This window comes from Sphaerisporangium siamense, assembly GCF_014205275.1.
Lineage (GTDB): Bacteria > Actinomycetota > Actinomycetes > Streptosporangiales > Streptosporangiaceae > Sphaerisporangium > Sphaerisporangium siamense.
Genome location: NZ_JACHND010000001.1, coordinates 3,374,287 through 3,394,222, shown reverse-complemented (window position 1 = coordinate 3,394,222; position 19,936 = coordinate 3,374,287). Strand labels below are relative to the sequence as shown.

General features: G+C 72.2%; 21 protein-coding genes. 12 read left to right on the top strand and 9 right to left on the bottom strand.

Annotated features, from left to right (window positions below):
* The first annotated feature begins 63 nt into the window (after positions 1-63).
* Complete coding sequence (locus BJ982_RS15590; protein WP_184880746.1) at positions 64-435, top strand: ClpX C4-type zinc finger protein; 372 nt, start codon at positions 64-66, stop codon at positions 433-435.
* A 206-nt stretch (positions 436-641) separates the two neighbouring features.
* On the opposite strand, the gene BJ982_RS15585 is transcribed toward BJ982_RS15590, so the two are convergent.
* Both BJ982_RS15585 and BJ982_RS15580 read right to left on the bottom strand, forming a co-directional pair.
* Complete coding sequence (locus BJ982_RS15585) at positions 642-1,064, bottom strand: nuclear transport factor 2 family protein (RefSeq protein ID WP_184880745.1); 423 nt, start codon at positions 1,062-1,064, stop codon at positions 642-644.
* A 77-nt stretch (positions 1,065-1,141) separates the two neighbouring features.
* On the bottom strand, positions 1,142-1,813 hold the full coding sequence (locus BJ982_RS15580) for a TetR/AcrR family transcriptional regulator C-terminal domain-containing protein (protein WP_184880743.1): 672 nt from the start codon (positions 1,811-1,813) through the stop codon (positions 1,142-1,144).
* A 91-nt stretch (positions 1,814-1,904) separates the two neighbouring features.
* Here BJ982_RS15580 and BJ982_RS15575 point away from each other — a divergent pair, with 91 nt between their 5' ends.
* From BJ982_RS15575 to BJ982_RS15555, 5 genes are all read left to right on the top strand, one after another.
* A complete protein-coding gene (locus BJ982_RS15575; protein ID WP_184880740.1) occupies positions 1,905-2,741 on the top strand; it encodes an alpha/beta fold hydrolase in 837 nt (278 codons plus the stop codon).
* Between the two features lie 438 nt (positions 2,742-3,179).
* Positions 3,180-3,746, top strand: a complete 567-nt coding sequence (locus BJ982_RS15570) for a hypothetical protein (protein WP_184880738.1) — start codon at positions 3,180-3,182, stop codon at positions 3,744-3,746.
* 228 nt (positions 3,747-3,974) lie between these two features.
* Positions 3,975-4,472 carry a DUF2975 domain-containing protein gene (locus tag BJ982_RS15565; RefSeq protein ID WP_184880736.1) on the top strand — a complete coding sequence of 166 codons (498 nt, stop codon included), beginning with the start codon at positions 3,975-3,977 and terminating at the stop codon, positions 4,470-4,472.
* Positions 4,472-4,693: a helix-turn-helix domain-containing protein gene (locus BJ982_RS15560; protein WP_184880734.1), complete on the top strand. Its 222-nt coding sequence runs from the start codon at positions 4,472-4,474 to the stop codon at positions 4,691-4,693. Before BJ982_RS15565 ends, BJ982_RS15560 begins: the two co-directional genes overlap by 1 nt.
* A 113-nt stretch (positions 4,694-4,806) precedes the next feature.
* Entirely contained in the window at positions 4,807-5,970 is a 1,164-nt protein-coding gene (locus BJ982_RS15555; RefSeq protein ID WP_184880732.1) for an acyl-CoA dehydrogenase family protein, read from the top strand.
* 118 nt (positions 5,971-6,088) lie between these two features.
* On the opposite strand, the gene BJ982_RS15550 is transcribed toward BJ982_RS15555, so the two are convergent.
* Together BJ982_RS15550 and BJ982_RS15545 are read right to left on the bottom strand one after the other, a co-directional pair.
* Complete coding sequence (locus tag BJ982_RS15550) at positions 6,089-6,292, bottom strand: DUF5302 domain-containing protein (RefSeq protein ID WP_184880730.1); 204 nt, start codon at positions 6,290-6,292, stop codon at positions 6,089-6,091.
* Positions 6,293-6,488: 196 nt separating this feature from the next.
* Complete coding sequence (locus BJ982_RS15545) at positions 6,489-7,343, bottom strand: DUF4253 domain-containing protein (RefSeq protein ID WP_239123060.1); 855 nt, start codon at positions 7,341-7,343, stop codon at positions 6,489-6,491.
* Between the two features lie 234 nt (positions 7,344-7,577).
* On the opposite strand from BJ982_RS15545, the gene BJ982_RS15540 reads away from it, so the two are divergent.
* Both BJ982_RS15540 and BJ982_RS15535 read left to right on the top strand, forming a co-directional pair.
* A complete protein-coding gene (locus BJ982_RS15540) occupies positions 7,578-8,048 on the top strand; it encodes a MarR family winged helix-turn-helix transcriptional regulator (RefSeq protein ID WP_184880728.1) in 471 nt (156 codons plus the stop codon).
* Between the two features lie 34 nt (positions 8,049-8,082).
* Positions 8,083-9,873: an MFS transporter gene (locus BJ982_RS15535; protein ID WP_184880726.1), complete on the top strand. Its 1,791-nt coding sequence runs from the start codon at positions 8,083-8,085 to the stop codon at positions 9,871-9,873.
* Between the two features lie 98 nt (positions 9,874-9,971).
* Here BJ982_RS15535 and BJ982_RS15530 read toward each other — a convergent pair whose 3' ends face one another.
* Positions 9,972-11,216: an MFS transporter gene (locus BJ982_RS15530; protein ID WP_184880724.1), complete on the bottom strand. Its 1,245-nt coding sequence runs from the start codon at positions 11,214-11,216 to the stop codon at positions 9,972-9,974.
* A 174-nt stretch (positions 11,217-11,390) separates the two neighbouring features.
* Between BJ982_RS15530 and BJ982_RS15525 the strand changes: the two genes are divergently transcribed.
* Positions 11,391-12,272 carry an inositol monophosphatase family protein gene (locus BJ982_RS15525; RefSeq protein ID WP_184880722.1) on the top strand — a complete coding sequence of 294 codons (882 nt, stop codon included), beginning with the start codon at positions 11,391-11,393 and terminating at the stop codon, positions 12,270-12,272.
* 416 nt (positions 12,273-12,688) lie between these two features.
* On the opposite strand, the gene BJ982_RS15520 is transcribed toward BJ982_RS15525, so the two are convergent.
* Positions 12,689-14,182: a WGR domain-containing protein gene (locus BJ982_RS15520; protein ID WP_184880720.1), complete on the bottom strand. Its 1,494-nt coding sequence runs from the start codon at positions 14,180-14,182 to the stop codon at positions 12,689-12,691.
* Between the two features lie 202 nt (positions 14,183-14,384).
* On the opposite strand from BJ982_RS15520, the gene BJ982_RS15515 reads away from it, so the two are divergent.
* Positions 14,385-14,957: a hemerythrin domain-containing protein gene (locus BJ982_RS15515; RefSeq protein WP_184880718.1), complete on the top strand. Its 573-nt coding sequence runs from the start codon at positions 14,385-14,387 to the stop codon at positions 14,955-14,957.
* Between the two features lie 102 nt (positions 14,958-15,059).
* On the opposite strand, the gene BJ982_RS15510 is transcribed toward BJ982_RS15515, so the two are convergent.
* A complete protein-coding gene (locus tag BJ982_RS15510; RefSeq protein WP_184880716.1) occupies positions 15,060-16,613 on the bottom strand; it encodes a penicillin-binding transpeptidase domain-containing protein in 1,554 nt (517 codons plus the stop codon).
* Positions 16,614-16,722: 109 nt separating this feature from the next.
* Between BJ982_RS15510 and BJ982_RS15505 the strand changes: the two genes are divergently transcribed.
* Both BJ982_RS15505 and BJ982_RS15500 read left to right on the top strand, forming a co-directional pair.
* Positions 16,723-17,667, top strand: a complete 945-nt coding sequence (locus tag BJ982_RS15505; RefSeq protein ID WP_184880714.1) for a LysR family transcriptional regulator — start codon at positions 16,723-16,725, stop codon at positions 17,665-17,667.
* Positions 17,664-18,524: a serine hydrolase gene (locus BJ982_RS15500; protein WP_184880712.1), complete on the top strand. Its 861-nt coding sequence runs from the start codon at positions 17,664-17,666 to the stop codon at positions 18,522-18,524. Before BJ982_RS15505 ends, BJ982_RS15500 begins: the two co-directional genes overlap by 4 nt.
* Before the next feature lie 6 nt (positions 18,525-18,530).
* On the opposite strand, the gene BJ982_RS15495 is transcribed toward BJ982_RS15500, so the two are convergent.
* Complete coding sequence (locus BJ982_RS15495; protein ID WP_184880710.1) at positions 18,531-18,971, bottom strand: nuclear transport factor 2 family protein; 441 nt, start codon at positions 18,969-18,971, stop codon at positions 18,531-18,533.
* 141 nt (positions 18,972-19,112) lie between these two features.
* Positions 19,113-19,745 carry an HNH endonuclease family protein gene (locus BJ982_RS15490; RefSeq protein ID WP_184880708.1) on the bottom strand — a complete coding sequence of 211 codons (633 nt, stop codon included), beginning with the start codon at positions 19,743-19,745 and terminating at the stop codon, positions 19,113-19,115.
* Positions 19,746-19,936: the final 191 nt, after the last annotated feature.

Sequence of the window (19,936 nt, the reverse complement as noted above, 5' to 3'; positions counted from 1 at the left end):
GTTGTCAGGGGTACCCTGACGAGCTATCCTGTCAGGGACGCCCTGACAGACGAGGAGTGTTCTGTGACATCCCCTGAAACGCTGGCCGACATCGCCCAGTGCTCCTTCTGCGGTAAGCCGAGCAGCGAAGTCGGCAAGCTCGTGGCCGGCGCCGGTGTGTACATCTGTAACGAGTGTGTGGCTCTCGCCGCGGCGGTCATCGAGAGCACCCCTGAGAAGCCCGCGCAGTCGGAGATGCTCGTCTGGGACGCGCTGACCGACGAGGAGATGCTGGTGCACATTCCGCGGGTCGCCGCGCACATCGACCAGGCCGAGGCCGACCTGCGCTCGTGGGTGCAGGAACTGCGCCGGCGCGGTGTCACCTGGAGCAGGATCGGCGAGTCTCTCGGCATCACCCGCCAGTCCGCATGGGAGCGGTTCTCCGGCGAGGAGTGACACGCCTCCGAGTAACGATCCGCCCGTATTCTCGTGATCTTCCACGCGATCATGCGAGGTGATCCTGCTATGAATGGCGGGATGGACGGTTCGACAGTTCTTCGGAATAGCAGCCCGAGCCGGAGGTGAGGACCGTTCCCTGGAGATGACCAGCCGGCTTGGAAATGACCGGCTCTTCTGAGATGGAATGAGCCGGTCCTCGGCGATCAGGCTTGTGCGGTGAGGGCGCGTGCGACTGTGAGGCTGTCCTCGTAGATGTGGTAGCGGGTGATGAGGCCGTCCTCGATGGTGAGGTGCAGGGCGAACGGTGAGGTGTAGGCGGTGCCGCTTGCTTTCACCGTTTGGGCGATCTCGCCGAACACCACAGCGTGAATTCCGTCGACGAGGATTCGCGCCACCGAGGTGCCGTTCGACTCGCGTACGTGACAGGCCTCCAGGGACCGGAAATGGTCCGCCACATCGGAGCGGCTGGACCGAGGCCGGATCCACGGTACGGCCGCATATCCCTCGGCAGGCCAGGCGAGCTGCCAGTCGACCGGCTCGGCGAACAGTTCGGCGGTGCGCCGATGATCGCCCTCGGCCAACCTGCGCAACAGCTCTTCTACGACGTCACGGGTGTCCCTGCTCATACCGCAGACTCTGTCGGTCCCCGCGCGAGACGTCGATTACCACCGAGGTAAGGGCGGAAGGTACAAGCCCGCACAAGTCAGCGTGTTGTGCTGTTCATGGACGCTTCGGTGCCTTTGATCATGGTTTGGAGGCCATGGGTGAAAGCCTGGTCACCCAGGGCCGGTCCGCCTTCGTGGACGGCCGCGAGCAGGGTGGGCGTGGCGGCGGGGTCCGGGAGGTCGGGGGACGAGCCTGCCGACGGCGAGGGGGCCTCGGGCCGGGATTCGTCCTGGGCCTGCGGCTGGGACTGTTCCTGGAGGACGAAGCCGTTCACGTAGTACGTCACGGTCGTGATCGTGCGGAGGGCCAGGGCCGGGGTGAAGCCGTGGGACGTCATGGCGGCCAGTTCGGCCTCGAAGAGCTTGACCGTCTCGGGGCTCAGGCGGCGGGCGGTGGCGACGATGCGGGCGCCGTCCCGGTGGGCGAGCAGGGAGGCGCGGTAGGCGGTCGCGCGGCGGCACAGCCAGTTCTGCCAGGACTCGCCCTCGCGGGGCGGCCCCATGCCGGCGGCCTGGATGATGGCGTCGGCCATCTCGTCGAGCAGCTCTTGCTTGGTGCGGATGTGCCAGTACAGGGCCGGTGACTGGACGCCCAGCTCGGCGGCGAGGCGCCGCACGGTCAGCCCTTCCAGGCCCGTCTCGTCGAGCAGTCGCAGCGCCGTCTCGACCAGGACGCGCCGGGTGAGCCCTGGCCTCTTGTTCGTCCGCACCGTTGACACCTTAGCAGCGCTAAGTCTAATTTAGCGCTGCTAAGGAAGCTTTTCGGCGCGCGTCCCGGCGTGCGGACGAACAGGAGGACGTATGTCCGCCACACCTGAGCGGTCCCTGGCGACCGCGACCGACGGGACCGAGGTCCGCGGCTACGACGAGGGCCGTGGTCCCGTCGTCGTGGTGATCGGACCGGGGCTGGACGACGGACGCCGGACAGCAAGGCTCGCCGGGTGCCTCACGCCGCGCTTCCGCGTGATCCGCCTGCACCGCCGCCAGTACCGGAACGACCTCAAGCGCGCGAACCCCGCGCCGTGCGCCGTCGCCCAGGAGGCCGGAGACGTCCTCGCGGTCGTCGCCGCCCTCGGCGGGCCGGTCGTCGTGTACGGGCACTCCTCGGGCGCGGTCGTGGCGCTGGAGGCGCTGGCCGCGTCCCCGTCCTCGTTCACCGGAGCGGTCGTCTTCGAGCCGCCGTCCGTGACCGGTACGCCCCTCAGCGGAGAGAACGGCGAGATCCTCGGGCGGGCCCGGGCCGCCGTCGCCGCGGGCAGGCCGGGCACGGCGATGGCGCTCGTCTTCCGCCACACCGTCGGCCTGCCGTCCTGGCAGGCGTGGCCGGCCGCCGCGCTGACGGCGATGATCCCGCGCTACCGCGCCCTGGTCCCGTGCCAGCTCGACGACCTGGAGGCGATCGACGCGCTCGGCGTGCGCCTCGACGCCTACGAACGGATCCACGTCCGCACGGTGCTGCTCGGCGGCGACCGCAGCCCGTCCCACCTCGCCGAACGCCTCGACGCCCTCGCCCGCGTGATGCCGGAGGCCGAGCGGGTCGTCATGCCCGGGTACGACCACGGCGCCGACCTGAAGTCGCCGAAGACCGTGGCCCGCGTCATCGAGGACCTCGCCGGGCAGCCGTCCCACGGAGCCTGACAGCACCCGGACGTCTCCGGCGCGGACGACCGACCCGTCGCCGGACGCTTTTCCGCCCGGCCGGAGATTTTCATATCGACGGCCACCGTCGATACTAACAATGGCGACAGAATGGGCGGCCTACGGATGGCCGGCGCCGCACCGCGATTTACATAATCTGCTGACAATGGGCTCCCCGGGCCGAATGTCGGATATTTGCGGTAAATTGCCTGGCATTGGGTGGGGCCGCAGGTGGTCAGGGACTGCCAGAGCGGCGAGATCGCCGTCATCGTTGCCAATTCCTGGCCTTGACGATCCCGTCATCTCCGGTGGAGGACGGTCGCATAATGCGACCATCTAAGCAGGTCGAAAGGCCTGTGCCCCACCTGGCTTACAATCGTGCAGATTTCCGATGTGGGGCCCACGGAGTCGGCACGGAAAAAGGATTCGGAGTTCCGTATGTTCCGAACAGCAATCGTCATCGCGACCGCCCTGATCGGGCTGTCGTTCTCCGCGGCGACCGTGCCCGCCAACGCGGCGCGCCCCGCGCCGGCCGCCGCGACACAGGTCACGGCCCCGCGGTCCGCCCCGGCCGCGGCTCAGCAGGCCGCGTGCGCGCCGGGGGGCTGCGGGTCCGTGCAGTGCCCGGCCGGCTATGTCTGCGTGTACTCGCCCAAGCAGTGCTTCACCACGCCGTGTCCTCAGTACGAGTGTGTCCCGGCCAACGGCGGCACTCCCATCCCGCCGACGTATCCGCCGGTCGTCGTCCCGGGGTGGCCGTATCCCACACCGCAGTACCCGCCTTACTGGTGGTACGGCGGCACTCCCCATGTCCACTACCCACGGCCGGTCCCCCTGCCGACACCCCTGCCCAGGCCGCATCCCCACCCGCACCCGCACCCGCACCACGACCGGCCCATGACGCAGCCGGCGGCCGTTGACGGGCAGCCGCCGGCCCAGGCCCAGCAGGCGCAGGGCCCGCAGGCGCCTGGCGGGCCCGGCGCGACCCCGGGCGGCGCGCGCTAGACCAAGCCCGGAGACTGCGGGAGCCCGGATGCCCGGGGGACGCGCGGACCCGGCCCCTCGATGCCGCGCGGCTCGTCCACGACCGCGACGGGGGCCGGGTCCGCCGACCGGCGACGGACCCGGGGATGTCCGCAGATGAACACCTTGCCCTTGTCGTCCGGCTCGACCTCTAGCCTTGGCTATCGATTCTCGATAGATTTCCATCGCTAAGCGATAGAGGGAGAGACGATGGGGAAGCTGACAGTGCTCGTGCTGCGCGCCGTGCTCGTGGCGCTGCTCGCCGGTTCGGTGTTCATGCAGGCGGTGATGGCGCCGCTGATGGCCACCGACCTGGAGGAGATCGACCCCGCGTTCGCGCCGCTGCGCGTCCCGTTCCTGGTGATCGCGGTGCTGGGCATCGTCATGGTCGAGGTCGTCCTGTTCTGCGTGTGGCGGCTGGTGTCGATGGTGGCGCGCGGCACGGTCTTCTCCCACGCCGCCTTCCGGTACGTGGACATCGTGATCGGCGCGGTCGTGGCGGCGGCCCTCCTGATGGCCGCGCTCGCGTTCCTCCTGGCGCCGGGCGAGGCCGTCCCCCCTGGCATGATCCTCATGATGGGCGGGGCCATGGTGGCGATCTTCGGGGTCGCCCTCATCGTGCTCGTGCTGCGCATGCTGCTCGCCCAGGCCGTCGCGCGCGACATCGAGGCGACGCGGATGCGGGCCGAGCTGGACGAGGTGATCTGATGCCGATCGTCGTCGACATCGACGTGATGCTGGCCAAACGGAAGATGTCCGTGGGCGAGCTCGCGGACCGCGTCGGGATCACACCCGCCAACCTGGCGGTGCTGAAGAACGGCCGTGCCAAGGCGGTGCGGTTCACGACGCTGGCCGCCCTCTGCGAGGCGCTGGAATGCCAGCCGGGCGACCTGCTGCGCTGGCAGACCGGGGACGGCGCCGGCGGGTGAGGCCGTCGCCCCGGGTCGGGGACGTTGGAGGTGCCGGGAGCGGCTGTGATTGGCTGCTGGTAACAGGAGCGGCGCAGACGGGCACCTCCGCGACCCTTTCTCACGGTGACGGTATGGATTCGCATGACTTTCTCGAAGTGGACCGGCAGCTCTCGGACGAGGAGCGCGCGATCCGCGACGCGGTGCGGGACTACGCGAGCGCCGAGCTCCTGCCGCACGTCGCCGACTGGTTCGACGCCGGAACCCTCCCCGACCCGCGCGGCCTGGCCAAAGGGTTCGGCAAGCTGGGCGTCTTCGGCATGCACCTGACCGGGTACGGCTGCGCGGGCACGAACGCGGTCAGCTACGGCCTGGCGTGCCGGGAGCTGGAGGCCGTGGACAGCGGGCTGCGCAGCTTCGTGTCCGTGCAGGGGTCGCTGGCGATGACGGCGATCCACAAGTACGGCTCGCCCGCGCAGAAGGACGAGTGGCTGCCGCGCATGACGACGGGCGACGTGCTCGGCTGCTTCGGCCTGACCGAGCCGGACTCCGGCAGCGACCCGGGCTCGATGCGCACCCGCGCGCGCCGCGAAGGCGGCGACTGGGTGCTGGACGGCACGAAGATGTGGATCACCAACGGCTCGGTGGCCGACGTCGCGATCGTCTGGGCGGCGACCGACGAGGGCGTCCGCGGGTTCCTGGTGCCCACCTCCACGCCGGGCTTCACGGCGAACGTCGTGCACAGGAAGCTGTCGCTGCGCGCGTCGATCACCTCCGAGCTGGTCCTGGACGGCGTGCGGCTGCCCGGGGACGCGCTGCTGCCGGGCGCGGAGGGGCTCAAGGCTCCGCTGTCGTGCCTGTCGGAGGCGCGGTACGGCATCGTGTGGGGGGCCGCGGGGGCGGCGCGGGCGTGCCTGGCGGACGCGCTCGACTACGCCGGGCACCGGGTGCAGTTCGGCCGGCCCATCGCCGGCTTCCAGCTCACGCAGGCCAAGCTCGCCGACATGCTGGTGGACGTCAACCACGCGATGATGACGGCGCTGCGCGTCGGCCACCTGAAGGACGAGGGGCGGGCCACGCACGCGCACATCAGCTTCGGCAAGCTCGCCAACGTGCGCGCCGCGCAGCGGGTCGCGGCGACGGCGCGGAGCGTCCTCGGCGCGAACGGGATCACCCTCGAATACCCGGTGATGCGGCACATGGTGAACCTGGAGACGGTCGCGACCTACGAGGGCACCGACGAGGTCCACGCCCTCACCCTCGGCCGCACCCTCACCGGCCTGGACGCCTTCCGCTGACCCCCGCCCCGCCCTGCCCCGGCGCCCGCGACTCGCCGCCCGGCGGCCGCCCCGGCCACGCCCGGCGGGCCCGGAGGCCGCGGCAGGCGGGCCCGGTCAGGGGCGGCCTCGTCGGGGATCAGCCGCTCTTGCGGCGGAAGGAGCGCTTGCCGGCCACGGGGCCGTGGGCGCCGGCGATCTTGGAGCCGTTCTTGCCGCGGGCGGCGGCGTTGGATTCGGCCTGGGTGCGGCGCTTGCGTTCGAGGGCCTCGCGGAACTTGCGCTTCAACTCGTCGTCGGGAGCCTTGGACTCCGACTCGGGCTCCGGTGCGTTGGCGGACATGCGGCACCTCCTGCTCATGGACGGGCAACCACTGGGCCTCGCACGCACGCGACCGCACGCCCGACGACGGTGGCCCCCGCCCCCGATTCGGTCACGCCGAGATCCGGCGAAGCACCGCGGACATCATCTCACGCGCCATCGTTCGGGTTCATACGTGTGTCGTGACATCGCCTGACTTCATGAGCGCGAACGCCGCTCAGTCCCACCAGAAGGACCAGGTGTACTTCCCGACGATCTGCTCGGCGTAGTCGGCGAGCGTGCCCGCGCCCTGGACGATCGCGTCGGGGCAGAACGCCCAGTGCTCGGCGGCCACCTGCACGGCGTGCGCCGGGGTCTGCGGGGGCGCGGCGACGCTCAGCTCCAGCGTGTTGAACCCCATGCTCACCAGGCGGGCCGCGAAGCGGTCCTCCCAGCTTCGCACGACGGCGGCCAGCGGGACGTTCCACTCGTTGTGGTGCAGGGCTCCCTGCCATCCCATGACGGCCAGCGCGTCCGCCCCGCGCTGGACGGCCGCGAGGCCGAGGGGCATGCCCTGTTCGGCGAGCATGGCCGCGTACTGGTCGGCCAGGGCGTCGGGGTCGGTGCGCAGCACGCCGGGGTCCGCCGGGCCCGGACAGACCGGGCCGAACGGCTCCAGGGTCTCGATCTGCTCGATGTGCGCCCGCGCGACCCAGTCGTCCCAGACCTCGGCCATGAACGCGCCGACGTTGTAGTTGTCGATCTCGGCGGCGGCGTCCGGGGCGATCTGCCCGACCGACCAGGGCTGCACCGACTCCTCCAGCAGGACCGGCCACAGGCCCGATCTCGGGTGCTCGGCGCGCAGCCGTGCCCACAGCGCCCCCGACGCGGGCTCCTCGCTGAGCCAGAACGCGGGACGGCGTCGCGAGGGGAAGCGGGCGTAGGTGGGGTCGGGCCACACCAGTGCTCCGGGAGGCAGCTCCACGGAGAGGGAGCGTCCGCCACCGCCGCCGTCGCCGAACAACGGGCGCACGGCGGCCGGCAGCATGCGGCGTTCACCGTCGTCCATCTCCACCGTTCCGGTACCGACCACACCAAAAGCATTCCGGTCACGCGAGATGGTAGTGCGAGGGGGATCGGTCACACCTTCCGTCGTACCGCACAACCGCCCATCCTGTCCCGCGCCCCCGGCCATGATCTCTAAGGTACGGAGACCCGGACGGATCGGCATCCCTGTCCATCAGCTCCGCCATAGAAGGAATGTCCACATCTGACGTGCCGGTTCCGGCGATTGGAAAGTTGCATAATGCGGTGATATAAGCGTGTTATGGAAATTTCCGGTTCGGCCTCCGGCTTCCCCGCCACCGACGTCACGGCGGCCTTCGAACGGCTGACCCGCTTCCTGGTCCGGCTCGGCGCGCGCGGCGACCTGTCCCTCACCGCGGTCGCCGCCCTCGGCACCCTGGAGCGCTCGGGGCCGTGCCGCCTGACCGAGCTGGCCGCCCGCGAGGGCGTCACCCAGCCCGCGATGACCCAGCTCGTGTCCCGCCTGCAGGAGTCCGGCCTGGTCGCCCGCGCGGGCGACCCCGAGGACCGGCGGGTCGTCCAGGTCCACATCACCGACGCGGGCCGCGCCGCCCTGGCGGAGCGCCGCGGCACCCGCGCCGGCATGCTCGCCGAGCTGATGGACCGGCTCGGCGAGGACGACCGCGCCTCCCTGCTCGCGGCCGTCCCCGCCATCGACCGCCTCACGCGGCTCGTCCCCGAGGACCGCTGGACCGTCCGCCGCCCCCTGTGACCCCCGTCCGACCAGCGCGAAATCCGAGGTACCGATGAGCAGCCACCCTGCCGGCGGCGCGAGCGTGAGCCCCTTCAAGCAGCCCAAGGCCGTCTTCGCCGTCGCCTTCGCCTGCGTGGTCTCGTTCATGGGGATCGGCCTCGTGGACCCGATCCTGCCCGCGATCTCCCACGAGCTGAACGCCACGCCGAGCCAGGTCACGCTGCTCTTCACGAGCTACCTCGTCGTCACCGCGGTCGCCATGCTCATCACCGGCTGGGTGTCCAGCCGGATCGGCGCCAAGAACACGCTGCTCGCGGGCCTCACGCTGATCGTCGTGTTCAGCGCGCTCGCGGGCGCCTCGCCGGGCATCGGGGCGATCGTCGGGTTCCGCGCCGGGTGGGGCGTCGGCAACGCTCTGTTCATCGCCACCTCGCTGGCCGTCATCGTCGCCTCGGCCAGCGGCGGGTTCGTGGGCGCGATCATCCTGTACGAGGCGGCGCTCGGGGTCGGCATCGCGGTCGGACCGCTGCTCGGCGGCCTGCTCGGGCACGTCAGCTGGCGCGGGCCGTTCTTCGGCGTCGCGGCGCTGATGGCCCTCGCCCTCCTCGCCACCCTCGTGCTCGTCCAGCCCACCCCGCGCCCGGAGCGCAAGACCGGGATCATGGAGCCGCTGCGCGCGCTGCGGCACCGCGGTCTGCTCACGATGTCGCTCACCGCCCTCTGCTACAACTGGGCGTTCTTCACCGTGCTCGGCTACGCGCCCTTCCCCATGGAGCTGGACGCGATCCAGCTGGGCTTCGTGTTCACCGGCTGGGGCGCGCTGGTCGCGATCTTCGCGGTGTTCGGGGCGCCGTGGCTGCAGAACCGCTTCGGCATCGCCCGCACCCTGTACGTCAACCTGGCCCTGTTCGCCGTCACGGTGCTGGTCATCGCCATCTGGACGACGCACCCTCCCGTGCTGATCACCGCCGTCATCGTCGCGGGCGTCTTCATCGGCGTGAACAACACCGTCACCACGCAGGCGGTGATGACCGTCTCGTCGGTCGAACGGCCGATCGCCTCGGCCGCGTACGGGTTCGTCCGCTTCATCGGCGGCGGGCTCGCGCCCTTCGTGGCGGGCAAGCTCGTCGAGCACACCAACATCCACGTGCCGTTCTACATCGGCGCGGGCACGCTGGTCCTCGGCATCGCGATCCTGGCCACCGCGCACGGCCACCTCCGGCACGCCGAGCGGGTCCAGGCGGCCGGGGTGGACGAGACCGAGCCGATGAGCGGGCCGGTGGCCGGGCCGGACGCGCGGCCTGCGGAGGCGCCGTCCTCCTACGTCGCGGTGGTCACGCTGGAGGGCAACGGGCACCCCGCGCCGCCCTTGGCGGGCCAGGGCGCCGGGACGCCGATCGTGGCCGCCGTCGACGACTCCCCCGCCGCCGAGCGGGTGACCGCCGCCGCGGCCCGGCTCGCCGCGCTGAGCGGGCGCGCCGTCCACGTCCTGCACGCGCGGGAGGGCGTCGTGACCGGCGAGGCCGCGGCGGACGTCGAGAGCGTCGACGCGGCGCGCGCCGCCGTCCGGCGGCACCTGCGGCGGCTCGCCGACCAGGACGTCCCCGCGGTCGGGCACGTGCTGCTCACCGCCGCCGGGCACGGGGCGGCGGGACGCATGGTCGCCGAGCACGCCAACCAGCTCGGCGCGCGACTGATCGTGATCGGCGCGCCGTCCCACGGCGGCGTCGCGGCCCTGATGGACGCCAGCGCGGGACGCGAGCTGGCCCGGCACGCCCACGGCCATCTGCTGATCGTCAACCCGGCCCTCGCCCCGCTGGACGCCTCCGGCACCGCCGCCTGACCGTGCCCGCCCGGCCAGGCGGGCACGGCCAGGCGGGCACGGCCAGGCCGGACCGGGTCGAGCGGGCTCCGTCGGGCGAGCCGGGTCGGCGGGCCGGGTCAGGCGGGCTGGGTCACGTCTCCGTCGCGCTCGGCGCGGCTGAGCGCGGCGTCGCGGGTCTCGCGCATGGTCACGTAGACGGCCAGCGACACGGCCGCGCAGCCGGCGACGTACCAATAGAAGCCGGACTCGGCGCCGGCGTTCTTGAACCACAGCGCCACGTACTCGGCCGTGCCGCCGAACAGGGCGTTGGCCAGCGCGTACGGCAGGGCGACGCCGAGGGCGCGCACCCGCGTCGGGAACAGCTCGGCCTTCACGCACGCGTTGACCGAGGTGTAGCCGGTGACGATCACCAGCGCCACCAGCGACAGCGCCAGCGCCGCGCCCACGGTCGTGACGCCGCGCAGCGCGGTCAGCAGGGGCACGGTGCCGAGCGTGGCGCCGACGCCGAACATGATCAGCAGGGGCCGGCGGCCGATACGGTCCGACAGGGCGCCGGCCAGCGGCTGCAGCAGGCAGAAGATCGACAGCGCGAGGAAGCCGACCAGCGTGGCGTCCGCCTTCGACAGGCCGGCGGAATTGGACAGGTACTTGGTGAGATAGGTGGTGTAGGTGTAGTACGCGAGTGTGCCGCCCATGGTCAGGGCCATGACCAGCGCCGCCTCGCGCTTGTGCTCCAGCAGCAGCCGCACCGTGCCGCGCCGCTCGTCCACCCGCTCCTCTTCGTACGCCTCGGTCTCCAGCAGGCCGCGGCGGATGTAGAAGACCACGGCGGCCCCGACCGCGCCGACCACGAACGGGATACGCCAGCCCCAGGCGTGCAGGGCCGCGTCGCTCAGCGTGCGCTGGAGCAGCATCTGCAGGCCGAGGCCGACGAGCTGGCCGGCGGTCATCGAGACGTACTGGAAGCTGGAGGAGAACCCGCGCCTGCGCGGAGGGGACGCCTCGGTGAGGTAGGTGGCGCTCGCGGCGTACTCGCCGCCCACCGACAGCCCCTGCAGCAGCCGCGCCACGACCAGCACCACCGCGCCGAAGTAGCCCACCTGGGCGTAGGTCGGCGCGACGGCGATGAGCAGGGCGCTCAGCGACATCATCGTGACGGTGAGCGCCAGCGCCGCCTTGCGGCCCTTCCTGTCGGCGTACCGCCCGAGCAGCCAGCCGCCGACCGGCCGCATGAAGAACCCGACCGCGAACACACCCGCCGCGTTGAGCAGTTGCGCCGTCGCGTTCCCCTTGGGGAAGAACGACGCGGCGAAGTAGGTGGCGAAGCTCGCGTAGGCGAACCAGTCATACCACTCCACCATGTTCCCGATGGATCCCCCGACCACCGCCTTCCACGGCGTGCGGTCCCCTCGCGCATGACCCGACCCGGCCACCGGCACTCCTCACGGGACGACGACGCTCACCTCCTACCCATCGCGCCCGCCCGCAACAGCCCGGCCTCCAGCTTCCCGGCCGCCGCCGCTATGCTGCATTCCATGATCACGGACGTCGAGGTGGCCCGGACGGCGGCCGAGGCCGGAGCCGCGGTCGTCCGGCGCATGTTCGGCGAGTCCCTGCCACGCGTGGAGAAGGGCGAAGGCGACTTCGCCACGGCCGCCGACGTCGCGGCCGAAAAGGCGATCCTTGACGTGATCCGCACGGCCCGCCCCGGCGACACGGTGACCGGCGAAGAAACCGGCCGCACCGGCCCGGCCGAGGCCGAGCGCACCGGACCAGCCGAGGCAGGGCATACCGGACCTGCGGAGATCAGACACACCGGGTCGGCGGGGGCAGGGCACACCGGTCCTGCGGAGGCAGAGCGCGGGTGGCTGGTCGACCCGCTGTGCGGCACGCTCAACTACGCCGTGCACACCATGCTGGCCTCCGTGAACGTCGCCCTCCGCGTCGGCGAGAGCCTCACGGCGGCGGCCGTGGCCGACCCGTTCAGCGACGAGGTGTTCTGGACCGACGGCGTCCGCGCCCACGCCCGCCGTGGCGGGGTGGACACGCCGCTGCGCCCGTCGGCCGAGTCACGGCTGGTCGACGTCAACCTCGACCCGCCGTTCCCCAACGCCCCCGCCTTCCATCCCACCGCCCTCCTGGCCGACCCGGGCTTCGCCGCGCGGTTCCGCCCGCGCGTCGTCTCCACCACCCTGGCGGTGGCATGGGTGGCGGCCGGACGCCGCGCCGCCTACGTCACCGACGGCCACCAGTACGACAGCGTCCACTTCGCCGCAGGCATCGCCCTGTGCCAGGCCGCAGGCTGCGTGGTCACCGGCCTCGACGGCCTCCCCCCGCACACCGGCACGGGCGGCCTCCTCATCGCCGCCGACCAGCCCACCCACACCGCGTTACTGGACCTCATCGGCGCACGGTGATCCGGCGCACGCCAACGCCCACCCCGCCCGTGGCACTGTTGGCCGTGGGCCGGCCTTGAACACCCGAGGCTGCTGGAGCTTCGGGGTGTCCGGCGAGCTCGGCGTGCGCGGATTCGTCGGGTGGGATCGCGGTGCCCAGCCACGACGGTGCTGTACGGGTGGGCTCAACACACCCCAGCCACTCAGATCACCTCGTCACCGAACGACTCCAACCGCGCGGGCATACCCTCCCCAGCCTGTCGACCCACGCGAGGGGATCAGCCAGGCCCATGCGCGCGACCGCCGAACGGGCGAACAGCGAACGCGGACCCGCAGAGGCGCCGGGCACCCTGCGCGCGCGATCAGCGCGCGCACTATCCGTATGCACGGTCGGTCATGTGCATGGGTGTCCATGGCAGTGGTCATGTGCGCGAGGGTTAGAGGAGGCGGCGGATTTCGCCGTAGGCGCGGTAGAAGCCGCCGCGTTCGGAGGAGCGGACTTCCTGGACCACGTAGCGGGCGCCGGGTTCGCGGACGTTCTTGGGGAACTGGACGTTCCACAGGGGCTCGTAGCCGGGGGTGACGACGCGGACGCGCAGGCGGTCGCCGTCGCGGACGCATTCGACCACGACGCCGTCGCCGTCGGTGATCAGGGTGCTCTCGGTGACGCTGTCGAGCACGACCGACGGTTCGACCACGGCCAGGCCCGCCGCCGCCTTGACGTCCACCGGCTCGGGGACGCTGCCCTCCTGGGCGGCCCTGATGGCCTCCTCGCTGGCGTCCACGCAGGCCAGTGTGCCGTTGGTCGTCACGATGTAGAGCCGGTCGTCCAGGTACTGCATGGAGAACGCCGAGCCGCAGCCGGTGTCGAGTTTCCACAGGCGGGCGCCGCCGCGATCGAAGCAGTAGATCGAGGAGTGGTTGTCGCCGGCGAACACGAAGCGGCCGTCGGGGGCGGCGGCGCAGGAGAAGACGGCGCCGTCGCAGTCGTAGACCGCGCCGATGGCGCCGTCGGCCTTGTCGAGCCGGTACACCTGGTTGTGGCTGGTGCCCGCGTAGACGTCGTCGCGCTCCTGCCAGCCGAACAGCACCTGCCCACGGACCTTGGTGTGCCAGACCGGGGCGCCGTCGGCGGTGTCGTAGCGGGCGACGCCGCGCGAGTGGCCGTGGTAGACGGCGTCGCGGTCGCAGCGGACCATCCAGGCGGAGTCGCCGTCGCTCTTCCTGGCCCACTGGAACTCGTCCTCGTGGTCGATCATGGTGATGCGCCCGGCGCGGTCGGAGACGCCGAGCACGCCGTCGTGGATGTCCAGCCAGTAGATGTCCACGTCGTCGGCGATCTCGTACGCCAGGCGCGGCACCTTGCCGCTCAGGTCGTACACGTTGCCGTCGTCGGCGCCCGCGTAGATCCAGAAGTCGTCGGCGACGATGCACTTGACGCCGTCGGGGAGCCGGAAGTGGCCGGTGACGGTGCCGTCGTGGGCGACGGTGTAGACGTCGCCGTTCTGGTTGCCGACCCAGGCGCGCTGGTCGTCCACGAAGATGCCGAACGCGGCGGCGCCGCTGGAGAACCGCCAGAGCACCGGGGCCCTGCGCGCGGAGGGGACGTGCGCGCGCGTGACCGAGCCGCCGGACCCTGAGCCCGCGGAGCCCACGGAGCTCACGAGCATGGTGCGCCGGGTGACGGTGCGCCGCTGCCGCACGCCGCGCACGGCGGGCGCGTATCCCTTGCGCACCTTCTCGGCGATCTTCTTGGCCGCGGCCGCCTCGGCCTTGCCGGCGGTGGCGAAGGCGGTCACCTTGGTCTGGCCGCGTTCGCCGATCCTGCCGTAGGTGATGGTGACCTCGGTGTCGGCGACCACCACCTCGTAGAACTTGTGCGCGCTCCCGGCGTCCTCGGACAGCTCCAGATATGTGCTTCGCGGCGGCATCGCGACGTCCCTTCTTGATCGAATGCCCCGGAGCGTACGGGAGTCGTACGACAAATCCCGGCATTTCCCGACTTCCGGTCCGCCGTCCTGGCACCGCCAGGGCGCCGCAACAGGGCCGGCCGATCCGAAACCGATGTTTACCTGGGACGAAGCGGGCAACGCCCAAAGGAGGGAACACGCCGGCGGCAGGGGGAGGAACGCCATGGCGAACGTGTTCGCAATCCTGGAACGAGATCACGACATGGTCAAGCGCCTGATGACGGAGCTGGAGTCCGGGCCCCCGATGTCCGGGCGCGCCGGGGACGCCCACATGTCGGCCCGCAAGCAGCAGGTGGACCGGCTCATCACCGAGGAGTCCAAGCACGAGGCGGTCGAGGAGGAGTACTTCTGGCCGGTCGTGCGGGAGCTGGTGCCCGGCGGCGACGCGATGGCCGACCACGCCATCGCCCAGGAGCAGCGCGGGAAGTACGCGCTGGACGAGCTGATCGGCTACCAGCCGGGCGAGCCCCGGTGCGAGGACACGCTGATGGGCTTCATCAGCGAGGCGCGCGAGCACATCGCCTACGAGGAGGAGCACGTCTGGCCGGAGCTGCGCCTGGTCATCAGCCCCGAGCGGGCGGACGAGCTCGGGTCGAAGATGGAGCGCGCCAAGAAGATCGCGCCCACCCGCCCGCACCCGCGCACGCCGCCCAGGCCGGGGCTGCTCAAGGCCGCGAGCCCGCTCGTGGGCACCGCCGACCGCATCCGCGACCTGGTGACCGGCCGGCACCACTGACCCTGCCGCGCCGCCCGGGAGCGGGCGCCACGAGGAGGGCCGAGCAGGGGCGGACGCCGCAAGAGGGGGCGACCGGGGCGGACGCCCCGGGTGAGAAGGCGGTCAGCCGAGGCCGGACAGGAAGCGGGCCGCGATGGGCGCCGCGACCGCCGCGCCGGTGCCCCCGCCCTCCACGATCACCGCGAACGCGAGGTCGCCCTTGTAGCCGATGAACCAGGAGTGCGTCGGCGGCTCCTCGCCGGACCCGTACTCGGCGGTGCCCGTCTTGCCCGCGGTGCCCGGCGGGAACGCGACCGCGCTCGCCGTGCCCTCGCTGACCACCGCGGGCATGAGCTCGCGCAGCGCCGCGGCGACGGCGGGCTCCAGGCGGCGCGGCGGGGCGCCGCCGTCCGGGACCAGGGACTCGGGCACGAGCCGGGGCTCGCGCCAGATGCCCGAGGCGATGGCCGCGGCGACGGTGGCCATGTTGAGCGGGCTGGCCAGCACCCGGCCCTGCCCGATGGCGGCCGAGGCCAGGTCGGTGTCGTCGCGCGGCGTGGGGAACTCCGCGCGCACGGCGGGCACGCCGGGGGTGACCGGCGCACCGAACCCGAAGCCGCGCGCGACCTCGGCGAGCCGGTCGGCGCCGAGCCGCTCCACGGCGAGGCCGGCGAAGGTCGTGTTGCAGGAGTGGGCGAACGCGTCGCGGAACGACAGCCGCCCGTAGTCGTGGAACTCGGCGTTGTGGAAGGCGAACCCGCCGATCGTCTGCTCGGGCGGGCACGTCACCACGTCGTCCGGGGCCACGCCGTCGGCCACCAGCGCCGAGGCCGTGACGACCTTGAACGTCGAACCCGGCGGGTACTTGCCGAGCAGCGCCCGGTTGAACCCGCCGGGCTTGTTGACGACGGCCAGCACCTCACCCGTGGAGGGCCGCAGCGCCACCAGCGAGGCGGGCTTGCCGATCCTTTCGAGCGCCGCCGCACCCGCCCGGTGGACCCGCAGGTCGACGGTGGTGGTCAGGGGTGAGCCGGGCACCCGCTCCCCGGTCGCGACCGTCTTGACGGGCTTGCCGGTGCCGCCGCCCGTGACGATCTCGACGCGGGCCGACGGCTTGCCCTTCAGCCGGGCGCCGTAGCGTTCCTTCAGGGCGTCGACGAGTTGCAGCACCGAGCCGGGCGCGTCGGCGGTGTCGATGCGCGTGCCGTCCGCGGCGCGGACGGGCGCGGACTCGGCGGGCACCTCGGCGACCCGGAAGCGCCTGCCGGGCTTCAGGTCGCGGTGGATCGCCTGCGGAGAGAAGTCCACGCGCCAGGCGCGGTCGCGCTTCACCAGCGTCAGCCTGCCGGTGTAGGAGAAGTCGACGGGGCCGCGCAGGGCGGCGCGGAAGTCGACGGTCGTCGCGTCCTTCCCCTCACGCGGCCGCGCGGGCGTGAAGGCCGCCGAGGTGAGCTTGAGGTCGGCGCGGAAGTCGCGGTACCACCGCTCGAAGTCGCCGGGCGGGTCGGCGGTCAGGGCGCGCATCGCGGCGTAGTCGCCCTTCGCCCAGCCCTCCAGGTACCGCGCGGCCGTCTCCTCGGCCGATCCTTGCGTGCGCAGCGCCCATATGACGCCGCCCGCCACGGCCAGCGGCACCACCGTGGCCACCGCGACCGTGACGACCGCTGTTCGCCTCATCCGATCCCCCGTTCGGTTCAGGAGTGAAGAGGACAGCAGATGGCCTGGGTTCATGTCCAATACTGATATCTCGTCGCATTTGATACTTGTTTGGATATCCTCGCTGGTGATGGACCTGATCAGGCACCTGCGCCTCTTCGTCGTCGTCGCGGAAGAGCTGCACTTCGGCAACGCGGCGGCCCGGCTCGGCATGGCGCAGCCGCCGCTCAGCCAGCGCGTCAAGCGGCTGGAGGAGGAGCTCGGCGTGCGGCTGTTCGACCGGTCGAGCCGCCAGGTCCGCCTGACCGAGGCGGGCAGGCTGCTGCTCACCGAGGCCCGCGACCTCGTGGCGCGGGCCGACCGGGTCCGCGAGCTCATGGCGCGGGCCGGCGGCGACGGCGCGGCGGGCCTGCGCATCGGGGTGCCGCCCGACCTCGGCGGCACGGCCGTCGCGGCCCTGCTCGCCGCGCTGCGCGAGGCCGACCCTCCCCTGCGTCCCGCGCTGACGGAGATGTGCACCGCCGACCAGGTGCGGGCGCTGGCCGACGGCGAGCTCGACGGCGGGGTGATCCGCCACCCGGCCGGCGCGGCCGGGCTGACGTACGGGCCCATGCTCGTGCAGCATCCGGGGGTGCTGCTGCCGGCGGACGATCCGCTGGCCGAGTTCTCCTCGGTGCACCTGGCCGACCTCGCCACCCGGCCGCTCGTGCTGCTGCCGCGCGAGAGCGAGCCTGGCCTGCACGAGGAGACGCTGACCGACTGCCGCCGCCACGGGTACGTGCCCGGCGAGGTGCATCCCGCGGCGCACCCCCAGTTCACGCTGGGCCTGGTGATGTCGGGCACGGCCGTCGCGTTCGGCCCCCGGGCGGAGCAGCCGGGCGTGGTCTGGCGGCCCTTGCTGGGCGACCCGCTGGCGTGGCGGGTGTCGGCGGCCTGGCGCCGGCCGGGCCCGGCGGTGGAGGAGTTCGGCGCGGTGGCCGTGCGGGTGCTGCGGGAGAATGCCGGGATGATCGACGACGGTGCCGCGCGGGCGCGCAGGATCGCCCACCGCCCCGCCTCCGGGCTGCTGGCATGAGGCGGCCCGACCTGGCCGCCGTCTTCCGTGCGGCGGCCGTCACCGGCGTGGTGCACGCGGTCGACCTGGACACCGGCGCGGAGGTCGGCGTCGGGTCCGACGAGCCGGTGGTGCTGTCGTCGGTGTTCAAGCTGCCGCTGCTGGTGGAGTTCTACCGGCAGGCCGAGGCGGGGCTGCTCGACCCCGCGGAGCGGTGCGAGGTCGCGGCCGAGGGCCGTACGGAGGGCCCCACGGGGCTGGCGGCCATGCGGGACGCGGCCAGCCTGTCCCTGCGGGACCTGGCGTTCCTGATGATCACCGTGAGCGACAACGCCGCCGCGGACGTCCTGGCGGCCCGGGTCGGGCTGGACGCGGTCAACGGGATGCTGGCGGCGTTCGGGTTGACGCGCACCTGGGTCGAGCACGACTGCCGCGGGCTTCTGGCGGCGCTCGCCGCCGACCTGGGCGACGCCGCCGCCCCTCTGGACCCCCGGACGCTCGGCCGCCTGCGGGTGCTCGACCCCGCGCGCACCAACCGGAGCACCCCGCGCGAGATGACCCGGCTGCTCGGCATGGTGTGGCGGGACGAGGCGGCCGGGCCGGAGTCGTGCGCCGCGATCCGCCGCCTGCTCGGGCTGCAGGTCTGGCCGCACCGCCTGGCGTCGGGGTTCCCGTACGACGACGTGGTGGTCAGCGGCAAGACCGGGTCGCTGCCGACGATACGCAACGAGGTCGGCGTCGTGGAGTACCCCGACGGCGGGCGGTACGCGGTGGCGGTGTTCACCCGCTCGATCGGCACCGCCCAGCACCAGCCGCGGGCGGACGCGTCCATCGGCACCGTCGCCCGCGCGGCGGTGGACCACCTGCGCGCGTCGTGACGCCGCTCAGCCGCCGAGCAGCTCGGGCAGCCGGCCGAACGCCTGGTTGATCTGGACGTGGTCGTGGTAGTCGCGCGAGGACACGATGAGGCCGTCGCGGACGCGCAGCACCTGGATGTTCCTGGACGTCCACGTGCGGCCGGTGGCGAGGACCTCTCCCTGGTGGGTGAACTCGGCGATGACGACCTCGGGGTCGGCGGTCTCGTGCACCACCTGGTCCAGGACGCGGAGCTTCAGCAGGCCGATCCTGTCGTGGAAGTGGCGGGCGACCTCCTTCCTGCCCTCGATGCGCATCGGGGCGGGGATGGCCAAGGGGATCTCCACGACGACGTCCTCGGCGTACAGCTCGGCGAGGCCCTCCCACTCGCCGGCCGAGATTCCGGCGGCGAGGCGCTCGAAGACCTCGCGCGGCGTGCGGATGGACGTGGGCGAATCCGATGCGGGCATGAAGAAACCCCCTCCAGAAGACACGGGTAACCGGAGTGAAAACTCCGATTCCTAGCATGCGGAGAGATCACTCCGGTTGTCAAGCGCGTAACCGGCCGCCCTCCCCTCGGACGGCGGCCGGCGCGCGGAGTGGGCGAGAGGTCAGCAGCGGCCGAGCATGCCGGCCAGGGCCGACTTCTCCGCGCCGTCCACGGTCAGGCTCCACTCGTACTTCACGTCGATGTACGCCTTGGCGTAGGTGCACCAGAACGAGGTGAGCGGGGGCTTCCAGAGCGCGGGGTCGTCGTCGCCCTTGGCCTGGTTGACGTTGTCGGTCACGGCCCACAGCTGCGGGTTGCCGAGGTCGTTGGCGAACGCCTGGCGCCGCGAGGTGGTCCAGGCGTGCGCGCCGGAGCGCCACGCCTCCGCCAGCGGCACCATGTGGTCGATGTCCACGTCGGAGGCGGCGGTCCAGGTGCCGCCGTCGTACGGGGAGTACCACTGGCCCGAGGTGGCCGCGCAACCGGAGTTGGTGACCACGCCGGTGCCGTCGCGCTTCAGCACGGTCTCGCGGGTGTTGCAGGCGCCCGAGATCGTGATCCAGTGCGGGAACAGGGCGCGGTCGTAGGTGCCGGCGTTGCGCTCGATGTCCACGGTGAGCGCGTTCAGCTCGGCGGTGGCCGTGCTGAGGGAGGGAATGTTCGGCGGGGTGAAGGCGTGGGCGGGGGCGGTCGCCAAGGTGGCGGCGGCAAGAGCGAGGGCGGTGGCGGCGGCGAGGAACGGGACTCGTCTCACGAGTCTCTCCTTCTGTCTCCGGGCCCGGCTCGGCGTGCGGCCGCGGGCCACGGGGTTGACGAGACAGAACGGACGATTACACCGCACCGATTGTCGAGAAATATCAGCCTTTGCTGACGGGATTCCTCCGGCTTGGTCAGGAGATGCGCTGGCAATCCGGGCATCGCGCGCCGAGCAGCGGCGACCCCGCG